Genomic DNA, 24860 nt, shown 5'->3' with positions numbered 1-24860 from the left:
TTCGCAAGAAGTGGTCTTAAATTGTGATACGTCTCAAGCGTATCCGGCAAAATGAAACGTTATCATTGCGAACCCCAGACTCCTTCGGGTTATAGGGTCAAGCAATGAAGCGCACACGGTGGATGCCTAGGCAGCCAGAGGCGATGAAAGACGTGGTAGCCTGCGATAAGGTTCGGTGAGGTGGCAACAACCTGTGACCCGGACATCTCTGAATGGGGAAACCCACTCATCATAAGATGAGTATCATGCACTGAATACATAGGTGTACGAGGCGAACCAGGGGAACTGAAACATCTAAGTACCCTGAGGAAAAGAAATCAACCGAGATTCCCCTAGTAGCGGCGAGCGAACGGGGACCAGCCCTTAAGCATGAGACTGATTAGGCGAACGCGTTGGGAAGCGCGGCCGTAGCGGGTGATAGCCCCGTAGTCGAAAATCTGATCATGTGAAATCGAGTAGGTCGGGGCACGAGAAACCTTGACTGAAGACGGGGGGACCATCCTCCAAGGCTAAATACTCCTGGCTGACCGATAGTGAACCAGTACCGTGAGGGAAAGGCGAAAAGAACCCCGGAGAGGGGAGTGAAATAGATCCTGAAACCGTGTGCGTACAAGCAGTAGGAGCAGACTTGTTCTGTGACTGCGTACCTTTTGTATAATGGGTCAGCGACTTATATTCAGTGGCGAGGTTAACCGTATAGGGGAGCCGTAGGGAAACCGAGTCTTAACTGGGCGACACAGTCGCTGGATATAGACCCGAAACCGAGCGATCTATCCATGAGCAGGGTGAAGATTGAGTAACATCAATTGGAGGCCCGAACCAGGATCTGTTGAAAAAGATTTGGATGACTTGTGGATCGGAGTGAAAGGCTAATCAAGCTCGGAGATAGCTGGTTCTCCTCGAAAGCTATTTAGGTAGCGCCTCATGTAGTACCGCCGGGGGTAGAGCACTGTTTCGGCTAGGGGGTCATCCCGACTTACCAACCCGAGGCAAACTCCGAATACCGGTGAGTAACGCGTGGGAGACACACGGCGGGTGCTAACGTCCGTCGTGAAAAGGGAAACAACCCAGACCGTCAGCTAAGGTCCCGAAATCCTGGTTAAGTGGGAAACGATGTGGGAAGGCTCAGACAGCTAGGAGGTTGGCTTAGAAGCAGCCATCCTTTAAAGAAAGCGTAATAGCTCACTAGTCGAGTCGGCCTGCGCGGAAGATGTAACGGGGCTAAACCAGGTACCGAAGCTACGGGTTCACACTTAGGTGTGAGCGGTAGAGGAGCGTCGTGTAAGCCAATGAAGGTGAATTGAGAAGTTCGCTGGAGGTATCACGAGTGCGAATGCTGACATGAGTAACGATAAAGGGAGTGAAAAACTCCCTCGCCGGAAGACCAAGGGTTTCTGTTCGACGCTAATCGGAGCAGAGTGAGTCGGCCCCTAAGGCGAGGCCGAAAGGCGTAGTCGATGGGAAACGGGTCAATATTCCCGTACCGGACATGGTTGCGATGGGGGGACGAAGAAGGCTAGGTGAGCCAGGCGTTGGTTGTCCTGGTGAAAGCATGTAGGCCGAGATCTTAGGCAAATCCGGGATCTTAAAGCCGAGATGCGAAACGAACTGACCACGGTCAGGAAGTCACTGATGCCACGCTTCCAGGAAAAGCCTCTAAGCTTCAGATCATGTGCGACCGTACCCCAAACCGACACAGGTGGTCAGGGTGAGAATCCCAAGGCGCTTGAGAGAACTCGGGTGAAGGAACTAGGCAAAATGGTGCCGTAACTTCGGGAGAAGGCACGCCGGCGTAGGGTGATGAGACTTGCTCTCTAAGCCCGAACCGGTCGAAGATACCAGGTGGCTGCAACTGTTTATTAAAAACACAGCACTCTGCTAACGCGCAAGCGGACGTATAGGGTGTGACGCCTGCCCGGTGCCGGAAGGTTAAATGATGGTGTTAGCCGTAAGGCGAAGCTCTTGATTGAAGCCCCGGTAAACGGCGGCCGTAACTATAACGGTCCTAAGGTAGCGAAATTCCTTGTCGGGTAAGTTCCGACCTGCACGAATGGCGTAATGATGGCCACGCTGTCTCCACCCGAGACTCAGTGAAATTGAAATCGCCGTGAAGATGCGGTGTACCCGCGGCTAGACGGAAAGACCCCGTGAACCTTTACTATAGCTTCACACTGGACGCTGATGTTGCCTGTGTAGGATAGCTGGGAGGCTTTGAACTTCGGACGCCAGTTCGAAGGGAGCCAACCTTGAAATACCAGCCTGGCATCATTGGCGTTCTCACTCAGGTCCGTTATCCGGATCGAGGACAGTGTGTGGTGGGTAGTTTGACTGGGGCGGTCTCCTCCTAAAGAGTAACGGAGGAGCACGAAGGTACCCTCAGCACGGTCGGACATCGTGCATTGAGTGCAAGAGCATAAGGGTGCTTGACTGCGAGACAGACACGTCGAGCAGGTGCGAAAGCAGGTTCTAGTGATCCGGTGGTTCTGTATGGAAGGGCCATCGCTCAACGGATAAAAGGTACTCCGGGGATAACAGGCTGATACCGCCCAAGAGTTCACATCGACGGCGGTGTTTGGCACCTCGATGTCGGCTCATCACATCCTGGGGCTGAAGTCGGTCCCAAGGGTATGGCTGTTCGCCATTTAAAGTGGTACGCGAGCTGGGTTTAGAACGTCGTGAGACAGTTCGGTCCCTATCTGCCGTGGGCGTTGGATGTTTGAGAAGGGCTGCTCCTAGTACGAGAGGACCGGAGTGGACGACCCTCTGGTGTTCCGGTTGTCACGCCAGTGGCATTGCCGGGTAGCTATGGTCGGACGGGATAACCGCTGAAAGCATCTAAGCGGGAAGCCCCCTTCAAGATGAGACATCCCTGAGGCCTAGAGCCTCCTGAAGGGCCCAGCGAGACCAGCTGGTTGATAGGCACGGTGTGGAAGCGCTGCAAGGCGTTGAGCTAACGTGTACTAATGGCCCGTGAGGCTTGACCCTATAACACCCAAGGGGTCTGGTCGTAGTGATAACGACACATTAAACACCGGATACGCAGCGTGTGGCCCAAACAACATAACGTGGGGGCGGCACAATGAGACGATCACAAGATAGCAAACGCTAGTCAGCATGATATACAGCCAGTTACGCCTGACGACCATAGCGAGCGTGAACCACCTGATCCCTTGCCGAACTCAGCAGTGAAACCGCTTAGCGCCGATGGTAGTGTGGGGTCTCCCCATGCGAGAGTAGGTCATCGTCAGGCACTTATACCGTACCCCAGCTTCGAAAGAAGCTGGGGTATTTTATTTGCACGAAAGAAAAACAAGGGGTCTTCCAAGTAGAGTAGCGGAGAGCCGCCCTGGACATCGTCAGGCACTTATACCGTAAAAAGCCCCGAGCACTGAGTGCACGGGGCTTTTTGCTGGGCGGAAGAAAAACAGCCGACAAAAGGGCAGCTTACAGTGCCCAAAGAGGAAGTAGAGATAAGAAGGCTATCCGCAGATCGTCTCTAGCGCTTCAATCAAGCTATCCATTTCATCATCGGTGCCGATAGTGATACGCAAGAAGTTGTTGAGCTCAGTGGTATTAAAATGACGTATCAGAATGCCCCGCTCGCGTAGGCTAGCAAAGAGTTGTGCGCCTTCATAATTGGGGTGCTGGGCTAGCAAAAAATTCGCTTTAGAAGGGAGTACCTCAAAGCCCAGCGTCTCAAGGCGCTGGCGGGTACGTTCACGGGTAGTAATTACACGTTCTCGACAGGCTTCGAAATGCTCGACATCTTTGAGTGCAGCGATACCCACCAAGCTTGCCAAACTATCGACTGGGTAAGAGTTAAACGAGTCTTTCACCCGCAGCAGGCCATCAATGAGTTCTTCAGAGCCCACCGCATAGCCTAAGCGTAAGCCTGCCAAACTGCGTGACTTGGAAAATGTCCCGGTGACCAGCAGGTTGGGGTAACGGTCAATGAGCGTTACGGCGCTCTCAGCGCCAAAGTCCACGTACGCTTCATCCACCAGAACCACGCGATCTGTAACTCGCTTAAGTAGCGCCTCAATCGTCGTAAGCGAATGTGCGTGACCGGTAGGCGCATTGGGGTTAGCGAAAATAATCCCGCTGCGTTCAGGACTCGCTGCAAGAGCATCAATATTGACCTCCCAGTTGGCAGTGAGCGGGTGCTTGCGCAGCGCTACGCCGTAGAGATTGGCGTAAACCGGGTAAAAGCTGTAAGTAATAGCAGGTACATCAAGCGGCGCTTGGTGGCAAAAGAAGGCTTGAAAAGCAAACGCGAGAACCTCATCGGATCCATTACCAACAAAGACTTGGCTACTCGTTACCTGAAGCGTCTCCGCCAACGCATCACGCAGTGCTGCGGAAGTTGGGTCCGGGTAAAGGCGTAGATGATCAGTAGCGTAATCGCGCAGTACCTCACCGACGCCCGGTGCAGGGGGGTAAGGGTTTTCATTGGTATTGAGCTTGATAACACGCTCGCGTGTCTGCTCGCCGGGCACGTAAGGCGTAAGTTCGCGAACGGCCGGGCTCCAGTATTGGCTCATGGGGGTAACCTGATTATCTTAGCAATGTACGCTATGGTCGCTTGAAGGCTAATGAAGCGCAAGCATTCGCATCGCTAGGGGGTGTGCGTTGCACCTTGTAGCGGTTATGCTGTCACAAGTGTGCGTAAATAAATGTGATGTCCAACACGATATGAAGGAGACACTCTATGCAGTTTAAGAGTTTGCTAGCCGGTTCGGCTATGTTGGCACTGCTAGCTGGTTGTGCGAGCAGCCCTATGGAACAGCAACAGGAAGAAGCGGCTACAGCGCAGGCTACTTATCAGGGCTCTCTACCTTGCCGTAACTGCGATGGTATCGATCTGGATGTCACAATGGTGGGTGAAGATACGAGTGCAGCCGAGGAGCGCACCTTCACGCTGAACGCCAGCTACCGTAACCACCCCCAAACACCGCCGGATGAGAACTACGCGGGTAACTGGGAAGTGCTGACCGGTACGCCGTCTGACCCAGACGCCACCGTCTATGAGTTGACGCCGGATGGCGATGGCCAAATCTATTACTTCATGCGTATTGATGAGAGCACGCTGGAATTGATTGACCCAGAACGCCGCCGTTTTGAAAATGGTGAAATGCTGCAGCTAACGCGCCAATAAAGCATTAGTAAGCAGCACAAAAGGCGGCCAGTGGCCGCCTTTTGTGTTTGCTGTGGCTAATGAGCGCCAAGCTGGCATCTGTGAAAAGCGATAAATGATATTAAGCGCTAGCGACAATGTTTGAACGTTGCGACTTAACGATAGCAACAGGAGTGTAATGGCAGTGGCCAAAGCCAAAAGCGCCTTTGTATGTACTGAGTGTGGCGCGGAGTACCGAAAATGGCAGGGGCAGTGCAGCAGTTGCCAAGAGTGGAATACTCTCAGCGAGGTGCATTTAGCGAGTGCTCGTCCCGGTAGCGGAGCAGCCCCTGGTCGATCTGGCTATGCGGGTGATCTCTCGCGGGAAGTCATTGATCTCGGTAATGTTGATCTCAGCGAAGTACCTCGTATGAGTTCTACGTTTGCGGAGTTCGATCGCGTCTTAGGTGGTGGGCTCGTACCCGGCTCGGCGGTGCTGCTAGGGGGCAACCCAGGGGCTGGAAAATCGACCCTGCTACTTCAAACGGCCTGTAAATTGGCCCAACAGCGGCGCATTCTCTATGTAACGGGCGAAGAGTCGCTTTCTCAGGTCGCGATGCGTGCTCACCGTCTTCAATTGCCTACCAATGGCTTGAAAATGTTGGCCGAGACCAGCGTAGAAACCATCCTGGCAGTGTCAGAGCGAGAAAAGCCAGAGATCCTGGTGATCGACTCAATCCAAACCATGCATTTGGAAGATATAAGTTCGGCGCCGGGTGGTGTTGCCCAGGTGCGTGAGTCAGCCGCGGCGCTAACGCGCTTTGCTAAGAAGACCAACACCGTTTTGCTATTGGTGGGCCACGTCACTAAAGATGGCACACTGGCAGGTCCTAAAGTGCTCGAGCATATGATTGATGCCTCGCTGTTATTAGAGGGCGGCGCGGACTCACGCTTTCGCACACTGCGAGGGCAGAAAAACCGCTTTGGCGCTGTCAACGAGTTAGGCGTCTTTGCGATGCTTGAGCAAGGGCTTAAAGAGGTTAAAAACCCCAGCGCTATCTTTCTTTCCCGCCAAGAGGAGCAGGCTCCCGGAAGCTTGGTGATGGTTGTCTGGGAAGGTACGCGACCTATTTTGGTCGAGGTGCAGGCACTGGTAGATGAATCTGCACTGGGCAATCCTCGCCGTGTCGCAGTCGGTGTCGATCAAAACCGGCTGGCCATGCTGCTTGCGGTGCTTAATCGCCACGGTGGCCTGTTTACGGGTGACCAGGACGTCTTCTTAAATGTTGTCGGCGGTGTCAAAGTGCTTGAAACCAGTGCTGACTTGGCGGTACTGCTGGCGGTCGTCTCCAGTCTGCAAAACCGCGCACTGCCCAAAGAATTAGTGGTATTTGGTGAAGTTGGGTTGTCGGGAGAAATACGCCCAGTACCCAGTGGCCAAGAACGCATTGCCGAAGCTGCTAAGCATGGTTTTCTGCGCGCCATCGTACCGCGCGCTAATGCGCCCAAACAGGCGCCTAAGGGCATGGAAGTGATCGCTGTGGACAAACTTAGCGATGCGCTAGAGGCTCTCTAGGCGTCCGTAGACTGAAGAGTGCGCCAGACTGGTTTAAACTGATGCTATTATCCAAAGTGCCAAGGAGAGACACGATGAGTTCAATTCGCTTGACCCAATATAGCCACGGTGCCGGCTGCGGCTGCAAAATCGCCCCTGATGTTCTGGACAGCATTCTTGCCAAGGCTGGGCCAGCGAAGGGGCATAAGCAGCTTATTGTTGGTAACCAGGGTCGCGAAGACGCTGCGGTTTATGATTTAGGCGATGGGCGTGGCATGGTCGCCACCACCGACTTTTTTATGCCGATTGTGGATGATCCCTTCGATTTTGGACGCATCGCAGCCACCAATGCTATCAGCGACGTTTACGCGATGGGCGGCACGCCGGTGATGGCATTGGGTATTTTAGGCTGGCCGCTGGATAAGCTCAGCGCTGAAGTCGCCGGTGATGTGATGGCCGGCGCCCAGGCGGTATGCCGTGAGTTAGGGGTTGCCCTAGCCGGTGGCCATTCCATTGATGCCCCTGAGCCTATTTTCGGTTTGGCCGTTAATGGCTTGGTCGATCTCAACAAGCTTAAGCTCAATAGCACCGCCAAGCCGGGCGATCTGCTTTTTTTAACGAAGCCGCTAGGTGTTGGGATGCTCACTACGGCAGAAAAACGTGGATTGCTAGAAGTAGGCCACCATGGCCTTGCCCGAGAAACCATGCTGAAGCCGAATAGCATTGGCGTGAAGCTTGCCGAAGTACAAGGGGTGAACGCCATGACCGATGTGACTGGTTTTGGTTTGGCTGGCCATCTTTCGGAGATGTGTCAAGCCAGTAACGTGATGGCCCAAATTGATTTCCGTAAGCTACCGCGTTTAGCCGAGGCAGAGGCTTACCGCCGCCAGGGAGCTGTGCCGGGGGGGACGCTGCGTAATCGTGATGCTTTAGGGGAGAGCTTGCCAGCCATGGACGAAGTCCATTGGCAATGGCTGTGCGACCCACAGACCTCCGGCGGGTTACTGCTCAGCGTTGATCCTGCTTGGGAAGATGATGTTGAGCGCATTGGCCGCGAATACGGACTGACCCTGCAGTCGTTTGGCGTTATGAGAGCGAGCCAAGGTAAAGCCACCATTGAGGTGGTCGGGTGACACTAGCCACGATGTCAGCCACTACGCCGGCGGCATTGAGCTTAATCAATGAAGAGTGCCCTTTGATTGATGTGCGCGCCCCGATCGAGTTTGCTCAAGGCGCGTTACCGGGTGCTGTCAATCTACCGTTAATGGTTGATGAAGAGCGGCACCAAGTCGGCATCGCGTATAAGCAGCAAGGGCAAGCCGCCGCGATTGAACTGGGTGAGCGGCTGGTCAGTGGCGCGCTCAAACAGGCCAGAATCGCAGCGTGGAAGTCATACTTAGCCGAGCATCCTGATGCCGTGATTTACTGCTTTCGTGGCGGGTTACGCTCACAAATAGCCCAGCAGTGGTTGGAGGAAGCCGGCATATCCAGGCCGCGCCTAGCGGGCGGTTGGAAGGCCATGCGCCAAGCGTTATGCGAACGCATCGATCAGGCGGCGCTTCAACCGATGCTGGTGGTGGCGGGGCTGACCGGATGCGCAAAAACGACACTGATCAATCAGCTCCATAATGGCGTCGACCTTGAAGCCTACGCGCACCATAAAGGCTCTGCCTTCGGCCGCAGGCCCGAAGAGCCCGCCACCCAAATCGATTTTGAGCATGCGTTGGCCAAGCGGCTAATCGGGCTGACGGAAGGGCTGGTCATCGAAGATGAGTCCCGCCAGATTGGCAGCGCCAATATTCCACTCGATTTCTGGCGAGCGCTGCAGCGAGCGCCTCGGGTACGTATTGAAATGCCACTGGATTGGCGTCTTGCTCAAATCCAACAGGATTACATTATCGACCTTGAACAAGCCTATGCCGTTCGTTTTGGCGCTTATCAAGGCTGGCAGTTAATGCAGACACAGTTAAACAATGCCCTTATTCGTTTGGGGAAGCGTCTGGGTAACGCACGGCTGCAGCGATTACAGCGGCTACAGGCACTGGCATTTAACGAACATGCTCATGGTAACCCGCAGGCGCATGAGGCTTGGCTCGCACCACTACTGACTGAGTATTACGACCCACTCTACCGTTACCATTTAGAGAAACAACGCGATACGGCACCACCGGAAATTCATGTAGGTGATTGGGAAAGTTGCCTGGCGGTCGCCAGGCAGTGGAATCGCTGACGGCCTTAGAGCTTTCTGCTGTTACGCCGCTTTTAGCCACTGGCTCATTAGTCTATCGAGCTGCGGTGCGAGGCGAGTAAAGCGGTTGGGGTCTTCTAATATTTGGGTCGCATCCTGAATATAACGGTTGGCGGCAGGCGAAGCACTGGGCCACTCAGCAGTGTCCAACAGCTGTTTCACACTAGCAGCGGTAGCTTCTAAGTGGCACAGCAGACCAATGACGCGATCTCTATCCCAGGTAAAGCCTTGCAGCGGTGATGCTTCGCTACCACCTAAGGGAAAAGCATCGTCGGGCAAGCTAAAAACATAGCGATGCCACATAAAAGCGCTGAACGATTCGGGTAGATCCAGCGAGCTTTCCGGCGCTAGGTTGACCGTATGCCAGCCTGTTTCAGGGTAAGTGCCAGGCGCTACCACTGAGCCTAGCGCTTGGGCCACCCAGTGAGCGCCCACGCCAATACCCAGCAGCGGTTTTTGGCCATCCAAATAGCGGTTGATGAGTTTATCTTCGGCTTTAAACCATGCCGGTGGTTGGCTGAGTAGCTCCTCAGGGCCATCAAGTATAATCAGCGCATCAGATTCGCTTGGGCGAGGCGTTAGCTCGCCTGCGTAGAGATGAAAAACGGTGTAACTATGGCCCATACTGGTGAGCCAATCGGTTAAACGTGCTGGGCCATGGTCAGGGCCGTGCTGTAGCAGATGAATATGCATGATAATCTCCTCGCCGGCCGTACAATCATATGGCGATGGGGGATTCCCCCAAGCGCGCCTAGTGACAATAACGTACCCGCTAGCTTTCACCAATATCCCACGTCAAGCGATCCAGGAAATCACTATGGTGTCCAACCCTCAGGGCTTTTATCAACGGTTACAACAGCTCTCTTTACCGGCCCAACAAGCTTTTATGGCGGCGCTGTGTGAGCGTTTGTTGCCTAACTATGTGCTTTATGAGCAAACCAAAGGTCAGGGTGATAGCCATACGCTACGTACCGTGCTGAGTTTAGTGTGGGAAAGGCTTAATGTGCCAAATGCCAGTATTGATTTTGCCCGCCAAGCGGAGAAACTCGCCGAGTGCGAGCCTGATGAGGAGGATGACAGCTTTGGCGCCCGGCGCGCGCTGGATGCGGTGGTGTCGGTCTCGGCACTGCTGGATACCCTTCAAGGCGATTCACCAGAAGCTGTGCTGGATGTTAGCCGCACCTCCCGGGCGGGCGTACGCGCCTTTATAGAGCTCACAGAAGGCGAAGTCGATGCGCAAAAACTGGCACTGATTATTCGCGACCATCCGCTGATGGCTGATGAAAACGACTTTCAAGACGCTGTCTTGGAGACCGTAAGCGAACCGCTGGATAAAGCGGCACTGAAAGAAGTGCGCGAATTAGGACGCAACGGTGGGGTCAGCAACCTTGGCTTATCACTTGAAGATACCGGGGCTTAATGCCCCGGCAGACAGCAGACTATAACCGCATTTCGATGCCGCGTTCGGCCATGTAACGTTTAGCTTCAGGAATGGTGTATTCGCCAAAGTGGAAAATGCTGGCGGCCAGCACCGCATCGGCGCCACCTTTGAGTACGCCATCCACCAAGTGATCCAGGTTGCCCACACCGCCTGAAGCAATCACCGGTACGCTCACTGCTTCGGAAATCGCATGGGTTACGCCCAAGTCGAAACCGATCTTGGTGCCGTCGCGGTCCATGCTGGTGAGCAACAGCTCACCCGCGCCGAACGCCACCATTTTCTTCGCCCACTCAACGGCGTCCAGGCCCGTTGGGCGACGGCCGCCGTGAGTGAAAATCTCCCAGCGGGGCGTTTCACCCTCTCCAGAGACCCGTTTGGCGTCAATCGCCACCACGATGCACTGGCTGCCGAAACGCTCGGCAGCTTCGCGCACAAACTCTGGGTTGGTGACCGCGGCGGTGTTGATTGAGACTTTATCAGCGCCCGCATTCAGCATGGTGCGAATATCATCGCAGGTGCGTATGCCGCCGCCGACGGTGAGCGGAATAAACACTTCGCCAGCAATACGCTCGACCATTTCCACGGTGGTGTCGCGGTCTTCGTGGCTGGCGGTAATATCGAGAAAGGTGATCTCGTCGGCGCCCTGCTGGTTATAACGCTGGGCAATCTCCACCGGGTCACCGGCATCGCGAATGCCGACGAAATTAACGCCTTTGACCACGCGCCCGGCGTCTACATCCAGGCAGGGAATGATGCGTTTGGTAAGGCTCATGAACCGCCCCCCGTCAGTTGGTCACTCAGTCGTTGCGCTTCGGCCACATCCAGGCTGCCTTCGTAAATCGCCCGGCCGGTAATCGCGCCCAAAATACCGCTATCGGCGACTTCACAAAGTGCTTTGATGTCGTCCAGGTTGGTGACACCGCCGGAAGCAATCACCGGCAAGCCGCCTTCGCGGGCAAGGGCGGCGGTGGCTTCGACGTTGACGCCTTGCATCATGCCGTCGCGGGCAATATCGGTGTAGACGATGCTGGAGACACCATCGTTGGCGAAGCGCTTGGCCAGCTCAGTGGCCTTGACCGTCGATACTTCAGCCCAGCCGTCGGTGGCGACATAGCCATCTTTGGCATCGAGCCCGACAATCACGTGGCCGGGGAAAGCGCGACACATCTCACCCACGAAAGCGGGCTCTTTTACCGCTTTGGTGCCGATAATCACATAAGAAACACCGGCGCTTAAGTAGTGCTCAATCGTTTCCGCACTGCGAATACCGCCGCCAATTTGAATCGGCAGATTAGGATAGGCGCGAGCGATAGCCGTTACGGCGTCACCGTTTACCGGCTGGCCTTCAAAAGCACCGTTCAAATCCACCAGGTGCAAGCGGCGGGCGCCAGCCTCTACCCAGCGCGCCGCCATGGCCACCGGATCATCGCCGTAGGAAGTCGCGTCTTCCATACGACCCTGCTTCAATCGCACACACTGGCCGTCTTTGAGATCAATAGCGGGAATTACCAACATACAAAATCCTCTCAGGGCGTCCAGGTGACAAAATTTTCAAGCAGGCGAAGACCCGCACGGGAGCTTTTTTCTGGGTGAAACTGGACCGCAAAAGTCGAATCGCGGCCAATAGCCACGTGGGCGCTGACCTTGCCGTACTGGGTGGTGCCAAATACGTGCGCATCGTTATCCGCATTGACGTAATAGCTGTGCACGAAGTAGAAGTGCTCACGGTTATCAATCCCCGCCCACAGCGGATGGTCGTGATGCTGTTCGACCACGTTCCAACCCATGTGCGGTACTTTTAAACGCTGTTCGTGGGCGTCGCGCATGTCACCAGGAAAGCGGTCAACACTGCCTTCGAAAAAGCCCAGGCATTCCACACCGCCATTCTCTTCGCTGCGCTCCAGCAGCATCTGTTGACCTACGCAGATACCCAGCAGCGGTTTGGCCTGGCGGGTTAAAATATCGTCCACCAGTCCGCGTAATTCGGTACGCTCGAGCTCGCCGACGCAGTCACGAATGGCCCCTTGGCCGGGCAGAACGAGACGGGTCGCGCCAAGAATACGACGCGGATCACGAGTAATGACGACATTCTCATGCGTCACATGCTCCAGCGCTTTGGCCACGGAATGCAGGTTACCCATCCCATAGTCGATCACAGCAATGGTCATGAAGCGCTCCTTGTGGAGAGAGAGGAAAAGTCGTTGAAGGTGCAGCGCCGCATCACAAGCTGCCTTTCGTGGAAGGCATTTGTCCTAACATGCGTGGGTCTTCCGCCACAGCCATGCGTAGCGCACGACCAAAAGCTTTAAAAATGGTCTCTGCCTGGTGGTGAGCATTAAAGCCTTTGATGTTGTCGATATGTAGCGACACGCGGGCATGATTGACGAAACCCTGGAAAAATTCCCAGAACAGCTGAGTGTCCAGGCTACCGATGGTATCGCGGGTGAACTCAACGTTCATGTAAAGCCCCGGTCGACCGGAAAAATCGATTACAACGCGAGACAGCGCTTCATCAAGGGGCACATAGGCGTGACCATAGCGATAAATGCCGCGCTTATCGCCAATGGCTTCAAAAAAAGCCTGGCCTAGCGTAATACCCAGGTCTTCTACGGTATGGTGGTCGTCAATATGTAGATCACCAGTGGCGTTGATATCGAGATCGATCATCCCGTGGCGGGCAACTTGATCAAGCATATGATCCAGAAACGGAACGCCGGTTTGGCAGCTAAGACGGCCTTCACCGTCGAGATTGACGCTGACCTTGATCTGCGTTTCGTTGGTGTCACGGCTAACCGTGGCAATACGCGCTGACATGTTGCATCTCCTGCGCTGAAGCGCACTCTGAGGGATAGCCCCTAGGAATAAATCCTGAGGAGTGATCGGTGGCTCTGCATCAATTTACCACTGTTTGATCAGGGCATAACCTGTGGTGAGCGACCATTATAGAGAATCGGCGCCCTCATCCGCTACAATGCGCGAAATGTAGCCGCAATCAACCGCGGCAAAAACAGCAGCCAGACTGCTTTGGCGAAGAGGATTTCACCATGCCGGTGACACTGCACCATGTCGACCAGGCCCGTTGGGAAGCCAATGAGCAGGTACGCCTTGATCTAGTGCGTATCTATCAGGATGCGCCCCAAGAGCGCATGCCCACCTCAACAGTTGAGCCATTTATTGAGCAACATTTGGCAGGCCGGCACTTTTTTGCCTGCGCACTGTTTAATGATCGGTTGCTGGGAGCCGTCGCTGTGCATGAGGGCGAAGACCGAGCTTGGTGGCTATCTGAACTCTGCGTGCGCAAAACGACACGCCGCCGCGGTGTCGGCTCACGCTTAATGGCGCTGCTTGGTGCGCAAGCCAAAGAGGAAAACCGTGTACTGCGGATTGAAACGTCCACCTTGCCACTGGCCGACCGCGTGCTGCTCTCTAAGCTAGGTTACCGGCCCATGGCCAATCCAGAGGCTCCGGCGGCGGGCATGCCCGTCACCAGCGATTTTGTTGAGTTAGACCCACAAGGGAAAGGGTAATGAAACAGCTATTACGTATTTTGCTGGCAGCGGTCGGTATTCTTGCCATCGTCGCGGTTGCCGCCGTGGTCTACGTGACCACCTTTCTGGACCCAGAGGACTTTAAGCCCCGCTTAACGGCCGTCGTGGAGGAGCAAACCGGGCTTAACTTGGCACTGGAAGGTCCCATTACCTGGTCGTTTTATCCGCGGATTGGTGTCAGCGTTGAGCAGGCCCGTGCTTGGCTGCCTGAGCAGACTGAAGACAGCGCTGCCTTTGCTGCCATTGATCGTGCTGAAGTTAGCGTGGCATTTGGCCCGTTATTGCGTGGGGAAATTGCCGTTGATGGGCTAACGCTTGATGGTATGCGCCTTAACCTGGAGCGTGATGCTCAAGGCGAAGGCAACTGGGAGCCCTTGTTAGAGCGTCTTTCAGAACATAATGAGAGCGCCGCTGAAACGGTGCTGGCACCTGCAAGTGCAGGCCCCAATGCCGATGCGGGTAGTCTGGCAGTGGTTTTGAGTATTGCCAGAGTCGAGGTAAAAAATGCCGATATTCGCTTCCGCGATGCCCAAACTGAAGCACTGTGGCGCATCCAACAACTGAATGTCTCGGGCAGTAATGTTAACCCGGTGCGCGCTTTTCCGCTGAAAGCCATGTTCACGCTGACCAAGCATAACCGGCTGGATGCCGACGTATTGGAGCAGACCCCCGACCTGACCAGCGAGATAAATCTTGAAACTCGCGTACGGCTTGGTCTGGAAGACGAACTTTTTGTGCTGGAAAATATGGCGTTGACCACCCGAACGACTTCCGGCGCAGAGAGCGAGCCACAACAGCTCAGCTTAAAAACTGCCGAAATCGTCGCGCGCATGGGCGAACAGCAACTCACTATCGAAGAGGGCGTGCTTGAAGCCGGTTTACGCAATTCGGATAATTGGCAAGGTAGCCTGGCGTTGGCGCTTGCCTTTGGCCTGGAAAGTGACTGGCAGGCACAAACTGCTCAGTTGAAAGACATGCAGCTCACCGGGCCGGATGGCTTAAGGGTCAATGGGCATCTGAATGTTGAACAGTTGCGCGACGCACCGCACTATCGTGGCCAGTTAACCGCCGCGCCATTTACGCTGCGCCCCTGGCTTGCCCGCGCTGGCGTTACGCTCACTACGGCAGGCGAAGCTGCACTCAGTGATGTGGCCATGACCAGCCCTATCGAAGGGAATGCTGAGCAGCTTTCCTTGACCAGTCTCTCGCTGGTAGTCGACGACAGCACCTTTACAGGTGAACTAACGGCTGCGCTGGACGGCTCGCGTTTAGACTTTGATTTGGCAGGTGATCAGCTAGACCTTGACCGCTATCTACCCGGTGAGGCCACCGCCAAACAGGCGAGTCGCGGTTTACTGCGTAAAGCCTTTGCTCAGGAAAACAACACATTAGTGCCGCAATCATTACTCAGCGGGCTGGCGCTAGAGGGCGACCTGAGTGTGGGTACGCTTATTTTTTCGAGCCTGACTTTCAACAATCCGCGCTTGCAACTGCGTGGCGACGACGGCGTACATCGGCTAACGGCGTTTGAGTCAGGCTTCTACGAGGGTGAGCTTAGCGCCTCCGGCCAAATCGATGCGACGGATCCCGTGATAGCTTGGGCACTCTCGCCAACCATTAACAACGTTCAGGTGGCGCCATTAATTGAAGCCCTCAGCGAAGAGCAGAGCTCACCACTGCGGGGCCGTATTAATTTATCCGGCGACCTGACTAGTCTTGGCAATACTCGCGAAGCTCTTATCAGTAATCTCAATGGCAAGCTTAATGCTCACCTAAACGATGGCGCTATTTTAAACACCAACATATCTCAACAAATGTGTGAACTGGTGGCACAATTGGAGGGCGAGGGAACACTGCGTGAATGGCATACCGATACCCGCTTTGAGCGCTTCGATGCCACCTTCCAAATTAATAACGGTGTCGTGGCCAGTGAGGATCTGTTGATCACCTTGCCCGGTATTGATGTTCAGGGTGAAGGCGAACTCAATCTCACCAGCTTGAACTTTGATACCCTTGTTAATGCCCGTTTGGTCGACACCGCCGATGCGGCTTGTGAGGTTAATCCGCGTCTGGAACAACTGCCGTTACCTATGCGTTGTGAAGGCCACCTAAGTGATGAGCGCACCGAGTGGTGCCGCTTTGACCGTGAAACGTTTCAGACGGCGGTGGTCGACTTGCTGCGCAACGAAGCCAGCAATCGTGTTAATGAAGAACTGGAAGAACGGTTAGGCGATACGTTAGATCAGTTGGATGAACGCCTCGGCGAAGGTGCTGGTCAAGAACTTCGTGATGGTTTGCGCAACCTGTTTAACTGAGCATCAATAATAGATGTGAATAAATGCATTACTCGAAACGGTAAAAAACTGCGTCGGCCTAATCGCCGACGCTTTTTTATTAGACTATTGATACCCATCTCTGTTTAAGGAACGTGCATGGCAGACATGCCCAAACCGCGGCTGGCGGCAGACGAATTTCAACAACGCCTGTTGGCCTGGTTCGACCGCTATGGCCGTCACGACTTGCCATGGCAATCACCGCGTAGCGCCTACCGGGTGTGGGTGTCAGAAATCATGCTGCAGCAGACCCAGGTCGCCACTGTCATTGCTTATTTCGAGCGTTTTATGGCGCGCTTCCCCTCGTTAGAAGCACTCGCCACTGCGCCGCAGGATGAAGTGCTGCATCTTTGGACCGGCCTTGGCTACTACGCCCGTGCGCGCAATCTGCATAAGGCCGCCCAGGTTGCGTTAGCAGAGTATGACGGCGAACTGCCAACCGACAGTGTCGACGCTTTAGTGGCACTGCCCGGTATTGGCCGTTCTACCGCAGGTGCCATCATTGCGCAAAGTACTGGTGAACGGGCTGCCATCCTGGATGGCAATGTAAAGCGCTCGCTCACTCGTTTGCATGCGTTGCCCGGCTGGCCGGGTAAGCCAGAGGTGGAGCGAAAGCTGTGGTCGCTGGCGGAGTACTATACCCCAACAGAGCGCCTAGCGGATTACACCCAGGCGATCATGGATTTTGGCGCAACGCTATGCAAACGCAGTAAACCGGACTGCCTAAGCTGCCCATTTAACGATGTCTGTTTGGCCTACGCCCAAGGTGAACCACAGCGCTATCCGGAATCCAAACCCAAAAAGGCGCTGCCCACGCGACAAACGATCATGCTGATGCTGCGTGACCCAGAAGGACGGGTGTGGCTGGAAAAGCGTCCCCCAAGCGGGCTATGGGGTGGTTTATGGAGTTTGCCTCAGTTTGAGAAACACAGTGAACTCAACGATTGGCTGGAAGCCCATGTCGTTACCCCTGTTCGTGAGAGCACGGCACCCAGTTTTTACCATACCTTCAGCCATTTTCGTTTGGAAATTACCCCGCAGCCGGTGACCTGCGATAGGCTGGCTGGTGTCCGCGAAAGTGGCGTATGGTACGACGTTGAACATCCGCCCGCGCTGGGTTTGGCAGCCCCCGTTAAAGCGCTGCTCAGCCAGCTAACGCCTTTTACACTCAATTCCGCTCCGGGCCACGCCTAAACGTTTTCTGGGGCAATTTATTTTAAATAAAGTCGCTGAATCAGGAGTATGTTATGAGCAATACCGTTTTTTGCCGTAAGTACCAGAAAGAGTTAGAAGCGCTGCCCTTCCCGCCGTTGCCGGGCAAACAGGGGCAGGAGATTCAGGCCACGGTCTCCAAGCCCGCCTGGGAGGCTTGGCAGGCACTACAGACCCGACTGATCAATGAGAAGCATCTCAACATGCTTGATCCTGAGTCCCGTGCGTACCTAATGGAGCAGATGCAGCGCTTCCTGGACAACCAGGAAACCGACCAAGCCGAAGGGTACGTACCGCCTACACAAGCATGAGTTAATAAGTGATTGAGCGGGGCTGTTCGAATGGGCAGCACAAAACACCCCTAAGCATCCGTATCGCAAGAAAGTTTCACAAAGGTATTGACGGAAAGCGGCGTTTTTAGTTTAATACGCACCGTTGGCAACGGCCAGATAGCTCAGTTGGTAGAGCAGGGGATTGAAAATCCCCGTGTCGGCGGTTCGATTCCGTCTCTGGCCACCACACTGCTGGGGTATCGCCAAGTGGTAAGGCACCGCTTTTTGGTAGCGGCATTCCCAGGTTCGAATCCTGGTACCCCAGCCATTGCCAACAAAATTTCTTGTTGATTGCGAAGCCTAACAGCGAAGCAATCATGTTCTCAAGAAAACGTGAAGCGCCGACATAGCTCAGTTGGTAGAGCAACTGACTTGTAATCAGTAGGTCCCGGGTTCGACTCCTGGTGTCGGCACCACTGAAAAGTGGTTAAAAGCAACATGTTAGAGAATTCAAAAAGGCCACCTGAAAAGGTGGCCTTTTTCGTTTACATAGAACTCTACGTAGCTCTTTTCTTTTTTCCTCATTTTCTGCCGGGGTGATCAACCAGACAGCTTGGCCTTTCATGCTCCTGCTTGAGTTTAATAACACAATGCATCGTGGGGAAAAGCCAAGTGAGTTCATGGAGACTCTCGCCTGAGTGATGACGGTCCTGCTATCAAGCGTCTCCACATTCCACGACGCCTTGAACAATGATTCATCAGATACCCTGCTCTTCATCCGTTAGCTAGGTTTGTTTTTCCCTAGTGTAAAGTCAGGGGGGTCGCTAGCAGGAAAGCTTTCATCGCTCATTTCATCCACGTGCTCCTGTTGCTTGAGATGAGTGGAGAGTTTTACAAACTCACTCAACGGCTTGGACAAAACCCAGTGGTCGTCTTGGCGTCTGAGCTCTTGGGTAGGAATGCTATATGTATTTCCGTCGCTTGCCTCAAGAGCTCCCCGTTCTAAATACTTATCTTTAGTGAAGCGTCCTATAAGCTGCTGTTTGTCATCGTAAACATCGTCAAATGATTCTTTCATAATCGCTGCCTCGTAGAATTGCATAATAAGTTTAGTCAATGACAATCAATGAAGCGTGTCATTCCAACTATTCGTTTCCTTTGGGGGCGGCCCGATCGGCTTTTTTATTGATATCGTCCTTATGTGCTTGCTTTTCCTTCGTCAGTTGGGTGCCTTGAATAGGCGCTTCCTTGCTAGAGGTATTATGGCTCGGTACCGAACGAGCACTTGCATCCTTTTGATTATCAACGTTTTCGTCTGGACGAAAAGGCGTTGGTTCCTCATGCGATGACCCTTTTTGCGTAGGGTCTCCGTCAACGTTGGGTGTGTCTTTGTCGATCACCTGCTTGGCTTTTTGGGTTTGCTCGGTATCTTTTACGTTTCCCTCGGTTTTATGGCTCATGGTGTTTCTCCTGTGTTTTCTAAAAAACGATCACTTGTAACAATAGCTGCTTAACTGTTTTCCTCCACTTTGGCTTTAAAGGGGCTGACAGAGCGTGTGGCAGACAGGATAAGTCCGCTCCGTGGGCGAGCCGGTATGACATTAAGGTCAACCGTAAGATCTTGCGGTGGTACGTTATAGCTAAGCTGTTGGGCAAATTTATTAACTGCCAGATCAATCAGCGCCAATGTGATCCACTCACCGGGGCATCGGTGCTGAGTAGCATGGTCGCTACCCCCTTGAGGAATCATTGCAAAACGATGCAAGTCGGTTTTTTCTTGCTCGAAACGTTCAGGGCGGAACTGATCAGGTGTGTCCCAACGATGAGGGTCATGGTTAGTGCCGTAGATATCGAGAATCGCTTGCCAGCCACGCTTCAAGTGATAGCCGTTCCATGTAACGTCTTTTTTAATGCGAGCGGCTAGAAAAGGAAAGAAAGGGTAGTAACGCCTGACCTCCTGAATGAAGTGTCGACGATAATGGCCTGATTCTCTGTGCGAAAGCTGCTCACGACAGTGGGGGTGTTCATGCATCGCCATGACGGCAAACACCATATATCTTGCAACCGCTACAATGGGTCGTATTACATTAATTAACTCTACGGCGACAACGTGTTTTGATAGCGGCTTCCCTTGAGCATCACGGAAATCGGCAAAGGTAGCAAAAGGCAATAATGGATCGACGTCACGAAGGCCTTCCCGGTACTGTTTGATCAAGTCTATAAGCGCATTTTCAGTCTGATGGCGCGCCCGGCGGCTTGCCCAATGCTTAGGGCCGATAGCGGCACCGCCTTCGATCATAAGCACCAGTCGCTTTGTCATCTCTGGCGAATCCACATTGTGCAGTGGAATGCCGCACCAGGCGCAGGCTGCTCGACATAAAATATGATGCAGTTCATCAAGCAGGATGATTGATGCTTGCGACTCCCAATAAGAGAGGCGCAATTGCCAATAATGCTCGACCAGTTCCACTAGCGCATCAATGCGTGATTGCGACATCAAGGAAAGAAACAGAGCTTTGTGTTGTCGATGCGCCTCCCCCTCCAGGCCTTGCACGCCGCCTTCACCAAACAAGGTTCTTCTTAAACGTTTGGGTGCAGCATTCTCACGCGTGAAAAGCTCGTCGTTGTAAAAAAGCTCAGCGGCCTCTTCACCCCTCATAAACAGCGTTTTTTTAAGCCTAAGCCGAGAGAGAAAAAGGTTGGTTCCTAAACGGTCACATTGCGCCGAGATATAAGGGTAACCACTGCGCACTAATGAGAGCGTACACTCTCTGCTCGCCACCGGAGGTTCGCTATTACAGCCCATTAATGCCTCCTATGCCGAGGCGACCCAGCAATATGATGAAGCCCTTAACCTGTTGCGCTATCCTTGATGTCATATCTTCATTCCATCGTGCCCTATTAGCCGGTTTCTGCTTCTCCGAGGTAATGAGGAGCAGAATGTAGGTGCTTCCTGTGCCGTTAGTCAGCGTAATATAGACATCCTGACTACCTGCCTATTCGTGCAGAGTATTAAACTTTTGCCTATGACGATTAAATAACTCATCTATATAACCTATGTAACCAGCTTGCTAATCTTTTCACTTCAAGCTGGTGACTAGCTCTTTTTGCTTCAGTTAACCTAAAACTATAGGTATCAGATAGGCGTATCGTCCAGTAGTTAGGCAATTAAAAATATTTGTAACTTGGCTGACTGTTGATATTAATAACTCATGTTATGTTATTTTCACATTTATTTGATTTTTATAGATTATTGATAGTTCAGTATAAGCAGAGCTTTAATTTATCTTTATTTTTGACAAAGGTTAAAAAGTTTTATTTAAAGCACCCATGGCTTGAAGTGCTCCATCTATTGACTATTCTGCATAGTGCTCGGTTAGCAAAGCGAGTAATTAGGACGTAACGTTTTAATTGTTCCACTAAAGGAGCTTTATCATGGTTGATAAACGTAACGATCAAGGAATGTCACGCGAAGAAGCAGGCAAGAAAGGCGGCCAAGCTACTTCTCAAAGTCATGGCAAAGAATTTTATGAAGATATTGGCCATAAGGGTGGTCAGGAAAGTGGTGGCAACTTCGCTAACGATCCTGAGCGTGCCTCAGAAGCTGGCAAGAAAGGCGGAAAAAATAGCCATGGTGGCAATAGTTAAAGCTAATTATCTACGTCACTAACCTGATTGGCTAATGCATTTTTCATAATGCTGGAGAGCGCTATGAATAGTCCAATTAAGGATAAAGATTTTGATATGGTAAGTACGCTATATCATGCTTCACAAGGAGCAAGTCTGTGTTCACAGTTTTCTCGCGATGCAGAAAGCAACTCAGATCAGGAAGCTCAGGAGTTTTTTGATCGCGTAGCTAGTCAATACAGTGATATTGCTCAGGAAGCAAAAAGATTGCTTAAAGATAAGCTGTAAGCTGTCTGTTAAAGCGAGTGTTTCCTAGCAGTCCAGGTAAAGGACGTGAAAAAGCGCACAAGGATGAGTGAGAAAGCGCTCAAGGACGAGCAATAAGCTTGCCGATAAGGGATGGAGCCCTTATGGCAATCGCATAGAAAGCGACGAAAAAATGTTAAGGATTAGCCTTAAGCTAACTGTCAGGGAAAGGAGTCCCTGGCGGTCAATATACAAGGAGGATTAAACATGTTTCATCATTCCGGAAAGCTGCAGTACCCCGTTAAAGTAGACAAGCCCAACCCTGAGTTTGCTATGTTGCTTCAGCAAGCCATAGGCGGTATTGAGGGTGAAATTCGCGTTGCAATGCAGTATTTCTTCCAGGCAATGGGCGCACGGGGTGACGATCGCATTCGCGATTTGCTGATGTCAACCGCGACTGAAGAATTATCGCATATTGAAATGTTGGGTCACGCAGTAGCGCTCAACCTGGAAGGAGCGCCCGTCTCGTATCAGGATGAAACTGCCAAAGACCCTGTCATGAATGCCATCCTGGGCGGTATGAATCCACGCCACCTGTTATCATCAGGCCTTTCGGCAATGCCGGTAAACTCGAACGGTGTGCCATTTGATATGAGCCATATTTATGCTACCGGTAACATCGGTGCGGATATGTTGGCAAACGCGACTGCAGAAGCTAGCGGCAGGGTGCTTGCCTCACGCTTGTATAACTGGACTGATGATCATGGCATGAAAGACTTCTTATCTTTCTTGATTGCTCGTGATACCTACCATCAACAGCAGTGGTTAGCGGTTATCGAAGAGTTGGGCGGAATGCAGTCGCAGCTTCCTATTCCGAATTCAACGCCTGAAAATCACGAAGCAATGCAGCACTCTTACTATTACCTGAACACACTTCTCGATAAAGAAGCGCCTAAAGGCCGCTGGGGTGAAGGTCCTTCTCTTGATGGTAAGAGCACCTATTCCGTTGTCAATCAACCTGCCCCAGAAGGTCAGGAGCCAACGCTCGGCAAGGCCAAGCCGCTCTCTGGCGCTCAAAATGAGCAAATGTAATTTTAGTCAATCGTTGCTTTAGTACTGGTTAAAATAGGTTGATTAAATAAGGAGAGAATGCAATGGATAGCAAACATCTGGAAGATTGGCTGCGCGATGCGCATGCCATGGAAAAGCAAGCTGAGAAGATGTTGAAGTCTCAAGCGAGCCGTCTTGAGCACTACCCACAGCTACAACGGCGTATTGAAGAGCATATTACAGAAACTCAAAATCAATCTCAAAAGTTGGAACAGTGTCTAACCTTGTTAGGTGCTGATGCCTCTACCATTAAAGATATGGGGGCTCAATTAACCGCTTTTGGTCAGGCCGTGGGCGGTATGATGGCAGAAGATGAAGTCGTTAAGGGCGGTATTGCTTCTTACGCCTTCGAGCATTTCGAGATTGCGAGCTACAAAGCATTAATTAAGACCGCTGAAATGGCCTCAAAGCCTGAAATCGCCCAGATATGTAAAGAAATACTTCAGGAAGAGATCGCTATGGCCGATTGGCTTAGCCAGCATTTGGATGATACGACGCATGAATTCTTGGTGCGTGATGATGAAGATCTTCGGGCCAAAACGTAGCGTATTACTCTTTACCTAAGTAGCCACTTACCTAAGTAGCTACTTATCTAAGTAGCAAAGCCCTTTCCCCAGCCTGAATGCTGGGGTTTTTTCCGTGAGTAGCGTCGCTAAAAATAGCGGCAGTAGTGTGTGGCAGTTTTTAAGGCGCCACTTAAATCTCCAGAAGGCGATTCAAGTCTGCAACGATAGCTTCCTTAGGGTCGCTTTCGCGGATCAGCAGCTGAGCTTCGCCATTACGGTCGAAAGCGAAGACGGCATTGGAGTGCGATACATCATAGTTACCCGCGTCGTCTTTCTTGCCATAGCCGTACGTGACACGGTAACGGCGTGTCAGTGCTTCCAGCGCGTCCTCATCGCCAGTCAAACCAGTGAATTCAGGGCCAAACGCATCGGTATACTCCCGTAAAGTAGCGGGGTCATCGCGGTTAGGGTCGACGGAAACGAACAGCACCTGCAGATCGTCCTGAGCCGCTTCGTCTAGCTCGCCCGAGATGGCGGCCAAGTTCGCCAGGGTGGCTGGGCATATATGCGGACAGTGGGTGAAACCGAAGAAGAGTAGGGTCACTTCGCCGGCATAGTCCGCCTCGCTGACCGGCTCGGCTTCTTCACTGATTAGTTCGAATTCCAACGGCGGCATAAGCCCGGAAATATCCTTGGTTTGCCAAGCTGGGTCGGAACAGCCAGCCAGCCACAGAATGCCTGACAACAGCGCGGTCTTACATCCTGTTTTGTGCAAAGTATTAGGCAAAGTGTTATGCATAGGGTTATCCGTAGCGGTACATGGAAGAACGTTTACCGAGCAGGCGGCTGATAATGATCAATATTGCCAGCACACTCATCATCGTCGCCGGAATCCAGGTGATCAGACCGCCGAGCCGTTGGTCGGTCAGCGGGGCCAATGGCCAAGCACGGCCGCACACGGCATAGACATCAAATAGCACGGTATTGCTGAAGGTGAGATAGGCACCTAGCAGCATTTGGGGTGGCACCACCGCAAGCAGTGCGATTATTCGAGCGCCATAGCCTAGCCCGCCTTTTGTGGGTGAACGCGGGTCAAGGATTAACCACCAAAAGAGTAGCCCATCGAGCAGCATGCTCCAGTTCATTAACTGGTAGAGGCGATGGCTTAGCATGGCATCAAAATGAATATGGGGAATCAGCCAGAAGTAGATAAGGCCGACAAACAATAGCGGAGCGACGACAGGATGTTGCAATAGCCGATACCCGGGACGTAGCCCTCGAGCCATCATAGAGAAACCTGGGAGCCCATTCACCCAATGCGGCAGGCCAGCGGCGAGTACCGGCAGCGGGGCGGCCAGGGCGATTAAAAATGGCGCTAGATGATGGAGCACCAGATGTTGGCCGCGATGGACGAAAAACATGTATTGCGCCAAATAATCAAAATGGGTCTGAGAGACTGCATAAATAGCCACGACACCAAGAAGGAAGGCGAATGGGCGCCAGAAACCATCATGCTTACCGCAGCGGCGCCGATGAACTAGGCCGCGTATATATAGCCCTGCACCGGCCAGGCAGACGAGTGTCCAGGTCGGAGAGAATTCCCAAGGCAGCAGGTAGTAAAAGCTACGTTCGATCTCTCCCATTACAAC

At 52.9% G+C, this 24860-nt stretch carries 24 protein-coding genes, 3 tRNA genes and 2 rRNA genes; 18 read left to right on the top strand and 11 right to left on the bottom strand.

From position 1 onward, the window contains the following. The first annotated feature begins 95 nt into the window (after positions 1-95). A 23S ribosomal RNA gene (locus tag ACW44H_RS16220) occupies positions 96-2985 on the top strand. 149 nt (positions 2986-3134) lie between these two features. Next, positions 3135-3250 (top strand): 5S ribosomal RNA (gene rrf, locus ACW44H_RS16215). 229 nt (positions 3251-3479) lie between these two features. Here rrf and hisC read toward each other — a convergent pair. Beyond that, entirely contained in the window at positions 3480-4541 is a 1062-nt protein-coding gene (gene hisC, locus ACW44H_RS16210) for a histidinol-phosphate transaminase (RefSeq protein ID WP_457505580.1), read from the bottom strand. A gap of 167 nt (positions 4542-4708) precedes the next feature. Between hisC and ACW44H_RS16205 the strand changes: the two genes are divergently transcribed. From ACW44H_RS16205 to mnmH, 4 genes are all read left to right on the top strand, one after another. After that, positions 4709-5155, top strand: a complete 447-nt coding sequence (locus ACW44H_RS16205; RefSeq protein WP_457505579.1) for a copper resistance protein NlpE N-terminal domain-containing protein — start codon at positions 4709-4711, stop codon at positions 5153-5155. A 163-nt stretch (positions 5156-5318) separates the two neighbouring features. Continuing rightward, positions 5319-6689 carry a DNA repair protein RadA gene (gene radA, locus ACW44H_RS16200; protein ID WP_447043780.1) on the top strand — a complete coding sequence of 457 codons (1371 nt, stop codon included), beginning with the start codon at positions 5319-5321 and terminating at the stop codon, positions 6687-6689. 74 nt (positions 6690-6763) lie between these two features. Next, entirely contained in the window at positions 6764-7801 is a 1038-nt protein-coding gene (selD, locus tag ACW44H_RS16195) for a selenide, water dikinase SelD (protein ID WP_457505578.1), read from the top strand. An 11-nt stretch (positions 7802-7812) separates the two neighbouring features. Next, positions 7813-8898 carry a tRNA 2-selenouridine(34) synthase MnmH gene (gene mnmH / locus ACW44H_RS16190; protein ID WP_457509065.1) on the top strand — a complete coding sequence of 362 codons (1086 nt, stop codon included), beginning with the start codon at positions 7813-7815 and terminating at the stop codon, positions 8896-8898. 21 nt (positions 8899-8919) lie between these two features. Here the strand turns inward: mnmH and ACW44H_RS16185 are convergent, their stop codons facing one another. Next, positions 8920-9609, bottom strand: a complete 690-nt coding sequence (locus ACW44H_RS16185) for a type 1 glutamine amidotransferase (protein WP_113268918.1) — start codon at positions 9607-9609, stop codon at positions 8920-8922. 124 nt (positions 9610-9733) lie between these two features. On the opposite strand from ACW44H_RS16185, the gene ACW44H_RS16180 reads away from it, so the two are divergent. Further along, the gene (locus ACW44H_RS16180) at positions 9734-10336 is read left to right on the top strand and encodes a YjaG family protein (protein ID WP_457509063.1); all 603 of its coding nucleotides are present in this window, start codon (positions 9734-9736) and stop codon (positions 10334-10336) included. A gap of 19 nt (positions 10337-10355) precedes the next feature. Here ACW44H_RS16180 and hisF read toward each other — a convergent pair whose 3' ends face one another. Genes hisF through hisB form a run of 4 tightly spaced genes read right to left on the bottom strand, consistent with a single transcriptional unit; the run spans position 10356 to position 13171 of the window. Further along, on the bottom strand, positions 10356-11129 hold the full coding sequence (gene hisF / locus ACW44H_RS16175) for an imidazole glycerol phosphate synthase subunit HisF (RefSeq protein ID WP_457505577.1): 774 nt from the start codon (positions 11127-11129) through the stop codon (positions 10356-10358). After that, positions 11126-11872, bottom strand: coding sequence for a 1-(5-phosphoribosyl)-5-[(5-phosphoribosylamino)methylideneamino]imidazole-4-carboxamide isomerase (gene hisA, locus ACW44H_RS16170; RefSeq protein ID WP_457505576.1), 747 nt, complete (start codon positions 11870-11872; stop codon positions 11126-11128). The genes hisF and hisA overlap by 4 nt, the downstream gene beginning before the upstream one ends. An 11-nt stretch (positions 11873-11883) precedes the next feature. Then, positions 11884-12525 (bottom strand): imidazole glycerol phosphate synthase subunit HisH, encoded by a 642-nt coding sequence (gene hisH, locus ACW44H_RS16165; RefSeq protein WP_113268922.1) that lies wholly within the window; start codon positions 12523-12525, stop codon positions 11884-11886. A gap of 52 nt (positions 12526-12577) precedes the next feature. Next, positions 12578-13171, bottom strand: a complete 594-nt coding sequence (gene hisB, locus ACW44H_RS16160) for an imidazoleglycerol-phosphate dehydratase HisB (RefSeq protein ID WP_113268923.1) — start codon at positions 13169-13171, stop codon at positions 12578-12580. Between the two features lie 230 nt (positions 13172-13401). Between hisB and ACW44H_RS16155 the strand changes: the two genes are divergently transcribed. The 7 genes from ACW44H_RS16155 to ACW44H_RS16125 all read left to right on the top strand — a co-directional run bounded on the left by ACW44H_RS16155 (position 13402) and on the right by ACW44H_RS16125 (position 18198). Then, complete coding sequence (locus tag ACW44H_RS16155) at positions 13402-13884, top strand: acetyl-CoA sensor PanZ family protein (protein WP_457505575.1); 483 nt, start codon at positions 13402-13404, stop codon at positions 13882-13884. Then, the gene (locus ACW44H_RS16150; RefSeq protein ID WP_457505573.1) at positions 13884-16220 is read left to right on the top strand and encodes an AsmA family protein; all 2337 of its coding nucleotides are present in this window, start codon (positions 13884-13886) and stop codon (positions 16218-16220) included. The genes ACW44H_RS16155 and ACW44H_RS16150 overlap by 1 nt, the downstream gene beginning before the upstream one ends. Positions 16221-16337: 117 nt before the next feature. After that, a complete protein-coding gene (gene mutY, locus ACW44H_RS16145) occupies positions 16338-17432 on the top strand; it encodes an A/G-specific adenine glycosylase (RefSeq protein ID WP_457505571.1) in 1095 nt (364 codons plus the stop codon). Between the two features lie 53 nt (positions 17433-17485). After that, positions 17486-17761 carry an oxidative damage protection protein gene (locus ACW44H_RS16140; RefSeq protein WP_035585612.1) on the top strand — a complete coding sequence of 92 codons (276 nt, stop codon included), beginning with the start codon at positions 17486-17488 and terminating at the stop codon, positions 17759-17761. 132 nt (positions 17762-17893) lie between these two features. Next, positions 17894-17969: transfer RNA gene (locus ACW44H_RS16135), tRNA-Phe, on the top strand. Positions 17970-17975: 6 nt separating this feature from the next. After that, positions 17976-18050: transfer RNA gene (locus ACW44H_RS16130), tRNA-Gln, on the top strand. Between the two features lie 72 nt (positions 18051-18122). After that, positions 18123-18198, top strand: a tRNA-Thr gene (locus tag ACW44H_RS16125). Positions 18199-18503: 305 nt separating this feature from the next. Here ACW44H_RS16125 and ACW44H_RS16120 read toward each other — a convergent pair. The 3 genes from ACW44H_RS16120 to ACW44H_RS16110 form a co-directional block, all read right to left on the bottom strand. Beyond that, positions 18504-18800 (bottom strand): hypothetical protein, encoded by a 297-nt coding sequence (locus ACW44H_RS16120; RefSeq protein WP_457505569.1) that lies wholly within the window; start codon positions 18798-18800, stop codon positions 18504-18506. Positions 18801-18867: 67 nt separating this feature from the next. Continuing rightward, positions 18868-19182, bottom strand: a complete 315-nt coding sequence (locus ACW44H_RS16115; RefSeq protein ID WP_113268928.1) for a hypothetical protein — start codon at positions 19180-19182, stop codon at positions 18868-18870. Between the two features lie 50 nt (positions 19183-19232). Further along, a complete protein-coding gene (locus ACW44H_RS16110; protein WP_457505567.1) occupies positions 19233-20528 on the bottom strand; it encodes a cytochrome P450 in 1296 nt (431 codons plus the stop codon). Between the two features lie 629 nt (positions 20529-21157). On the opposite strand from ACW44H_RS16110, the gene ACW44H_RS16105 reads away from it, so the two are divergent. The 4 genes from ACW44H_RS16105 (at position 21158) to ACW44H_RS16090 (ending at position 23250) form a co-directional block, all read left to right on the top strand. Next, entirely contained in the window at positions 21158-21370 is a 213-nt protein-coding gene (locus ACW44H_RS16105) for a general stress protein (protein WP_457505565.1), read from the top strand. A 63-nt stretch (positions 21371-21433) separates the two neighbouring features. Continuing rightward, entirely contained in the window at positions 21434-21637 is a 204-nt protein-coding gene (locus ACW44H_RS16100) for a hypothetical protein (protein ID WP_113268931.1), read from the top strand. A 225-nt stretch (positions 21638-21862) separates the two neighbouring features. Beyond that, entirely contained in the window at positions 21863-22687 is an 825-nt protein-coding gene (locus ACW44H_RS16095) for a manganese catalase family protein (RefSeq protein WP_457505562.1), read from the top strand. 62 nt (positions 22688-22749) lie between these two features. Continuing rightward, entirely contained in the window at positions 22750-23250 is a 501-nt protein-coding gene (locus ACW44H_RS16090; protein WP_113268933.1) for a ferritin-like domain-containing protein, read from the top strand. 151 nt (positions 23251-23401) lie between these two features. On the opposite strand, the gene ACW44H_RS16085 is transcribed toward ACW44H_RS16090, so the two are convergent. Next, positions 23402-24010 (bottom strand): SCO family protein, encoded by a 609-nt coding sequence (locus ACW44H_RS16085; RefSeq protein ID WP_457505560.1) that lies wholly within the window; start codon positions 24008-24010, stop codon positions 23402-23404. A 4-nt stretch (positions 24011-24014) separates the two neighbouring features. Continuing rightward, a complete protein-coding gene (locus ACW44H_RS16080; protein ID WP_457505558.1) occupies positions 24015-24854 on the bottom strand; it encodes a cytochrome c oxidase assembly protein in 840 nt (279 codons plus the stop codon). Positions 24855-24860: the final 6 nt, after the last annotated feature.

Source organism: Vreelandella sulfidaeris Esulfide1, from assembly GCF_054072535.1.
The sequence above is the reverse complement of the archived record's forward strand: the minus strand, read 5'-3'. Positions and strand labels throughout refer to the sequence as shown.

Excerpts from the sequence above, each read along its gene's own strand:
- ACW44H_RS16085 (WP_457505560.1), bottom strand. The coding sequence starts at position 24,010 with ATGCATAACACTTTGCCTAATACTTTGCACAAAACAGGATGTAAGACC.
- ACW44H_RS16205 (WP_457505579.1), top strand. The coding sequence starts at position 4,709 with ATGCAGTTTAAGAGTTTGCTAGCCGGTTCGGCTATGTTGGCACTGCTA.
- ACW44H_RS16115 (WP_113268928.1), bottom strand. The coding sequence starts at position 19,182 with ATGAGCCATAAAACCGAGGGAAACGTAAAAGATACCGAGCAAACCCAA.
- ACW44H_RS16100 (WP_113268931.1), top strand. The coding sequence starts at position 21,434 with ATGAATAGTCCAATTAAGGATAAAGATTTTGATATGGTAAGTACGCTA.
- mnmH (WP_457509065.1), top strand. The coding sequence starts at position 7,813 with ATGTCAGCCACTACGCCGGCGGCATTGAGCTTAATCAATGAAGAGTGC.
- ACW44H_RS16185 (WP_113268918.1), bottom strand. The coding sequence starts at position 9,609 with ATGCATATTCATCTGCTACAGCACGGCCCTGACCATGGCCCAGCACGT.
- ACW44H_RS16120 (WP_457505569.1), bottom strand. The coding sequence starts at position 18,800 with ATGAAAGAATCATTTGACGATGTTTACGATGACAAACAGCAGCTTATA.
- ACW44H_RS16140 (WP_035585612.1), top strand. The coding sequence starts at position 17,486 with ATGAGCAATACCGTTTTTTGCCGTAAGTACCAGAAAGAGTTAGAAGCG.
- ACW44H_RS16095 (WP_457505562.1), top strand. The coding sequence starts at position 21,863 with ATGTTTCATCATTCCGGAAAGCTGCAGTACCCCGTTAAAGTAGACAAG.
- mutY (WP_457505571.1), top strand. The coding sequence starts at position 16,338 with ATGGCAGACATGCCCAAACCGCGGCTGGCGGCAGACGAATTTCAACAA.
- ACW44H_RS16110 (WP_457505567.1), bottom strand. The coding sequence starts at position 20,528 with ATGGGCTGTAATAGCGAACCTCCGGTGGCGAGCAGAGAGTGTACGCTC.
- selD (WP_457505578.1), top strand. The coding sequence starts at position 6,764 with ATGAGTTCAATTCGCTTGACCCAATATAGCCACGGTGCCGGCTGCGGC.
- hisF (WP_457505577.1), bottom strand. The coding sequence starts at position 11,129 with ATGAGCCTTACCAAACGCATCATTCCCTGCCTGGATGTAGACGCCGGG.
- hisH (WP_113268922.1), bottom strand. The coding sequence starts at position 12,525 with ATGACCATTGCTGTGATCGACTATGGGATGGGTAACCTGCATTCCGTG.
- ACW44H_RS16180 (WP_457509063.1), top strand. The coding sequence starts at position 9,734 with ATGGTGTCCAACCCTCAGGGCTTTTATCAACGGTTACAACAGCTCTCT.
- ACW44H_RS16080 (WP_457505558.1), bottom strand. The coding sequence starts at position 24,854 with ATGGGAGAGATCGAACGTAGCTTTTACTACCTGCTGCCTTGGGAATTC.
- ACW44H_RS16155 (WP_457505575.1), top strand. The coding sequence starts at position 13,402 with ATGCCGGTGACACTGCACCATGTCGACCAGGCCCGTTGGGAAGCCAAT.
- hisA (WP_457505576.1), bottom strand. The coding sequence starts at position 11,872 with ATGTTGGTAATTCCCGCTATTGATCTCAAAGACGGCCAGTGTGTGCGA.
- hisC (WP_457505580.1), bottom strand. The coding sequence starts at position 4,541 with ATGAGCCAATACTGGAGCCCGGCCGTTCGCGAACTTACGCCTTACGTG.
- ACW44H_RS16150 (WP_457505573.1), top strand. The coding sequence starts at position 13,884 with ATGAAACAGCTATTACGTATTTTGCTGGCAGCGGTCGGTATTCTTGCC.
- ACW44H_RS16090 (WP_113268933.1), top strand. The coding sequence starts at position 22,750 with ATGGATAGCAAACATCTGGAAGATTGGCTGCGCGATGCGCATGCCATG.
- ACW44H_RS16105 (WP_457505565.1), top strand. The coding sequence starts at position 21,158 with ATGGTTGATAAACGTAACGATCAAGGAATGTCACGCGAAGAAGCAGGC.
- hisB (WP_113268923.1), bottom strand. The coding sequence starts at position 13,171 with ATGTCAGCGCGTATTGCCACGGTTAGCCGTGACACCAACGAAACGCAG.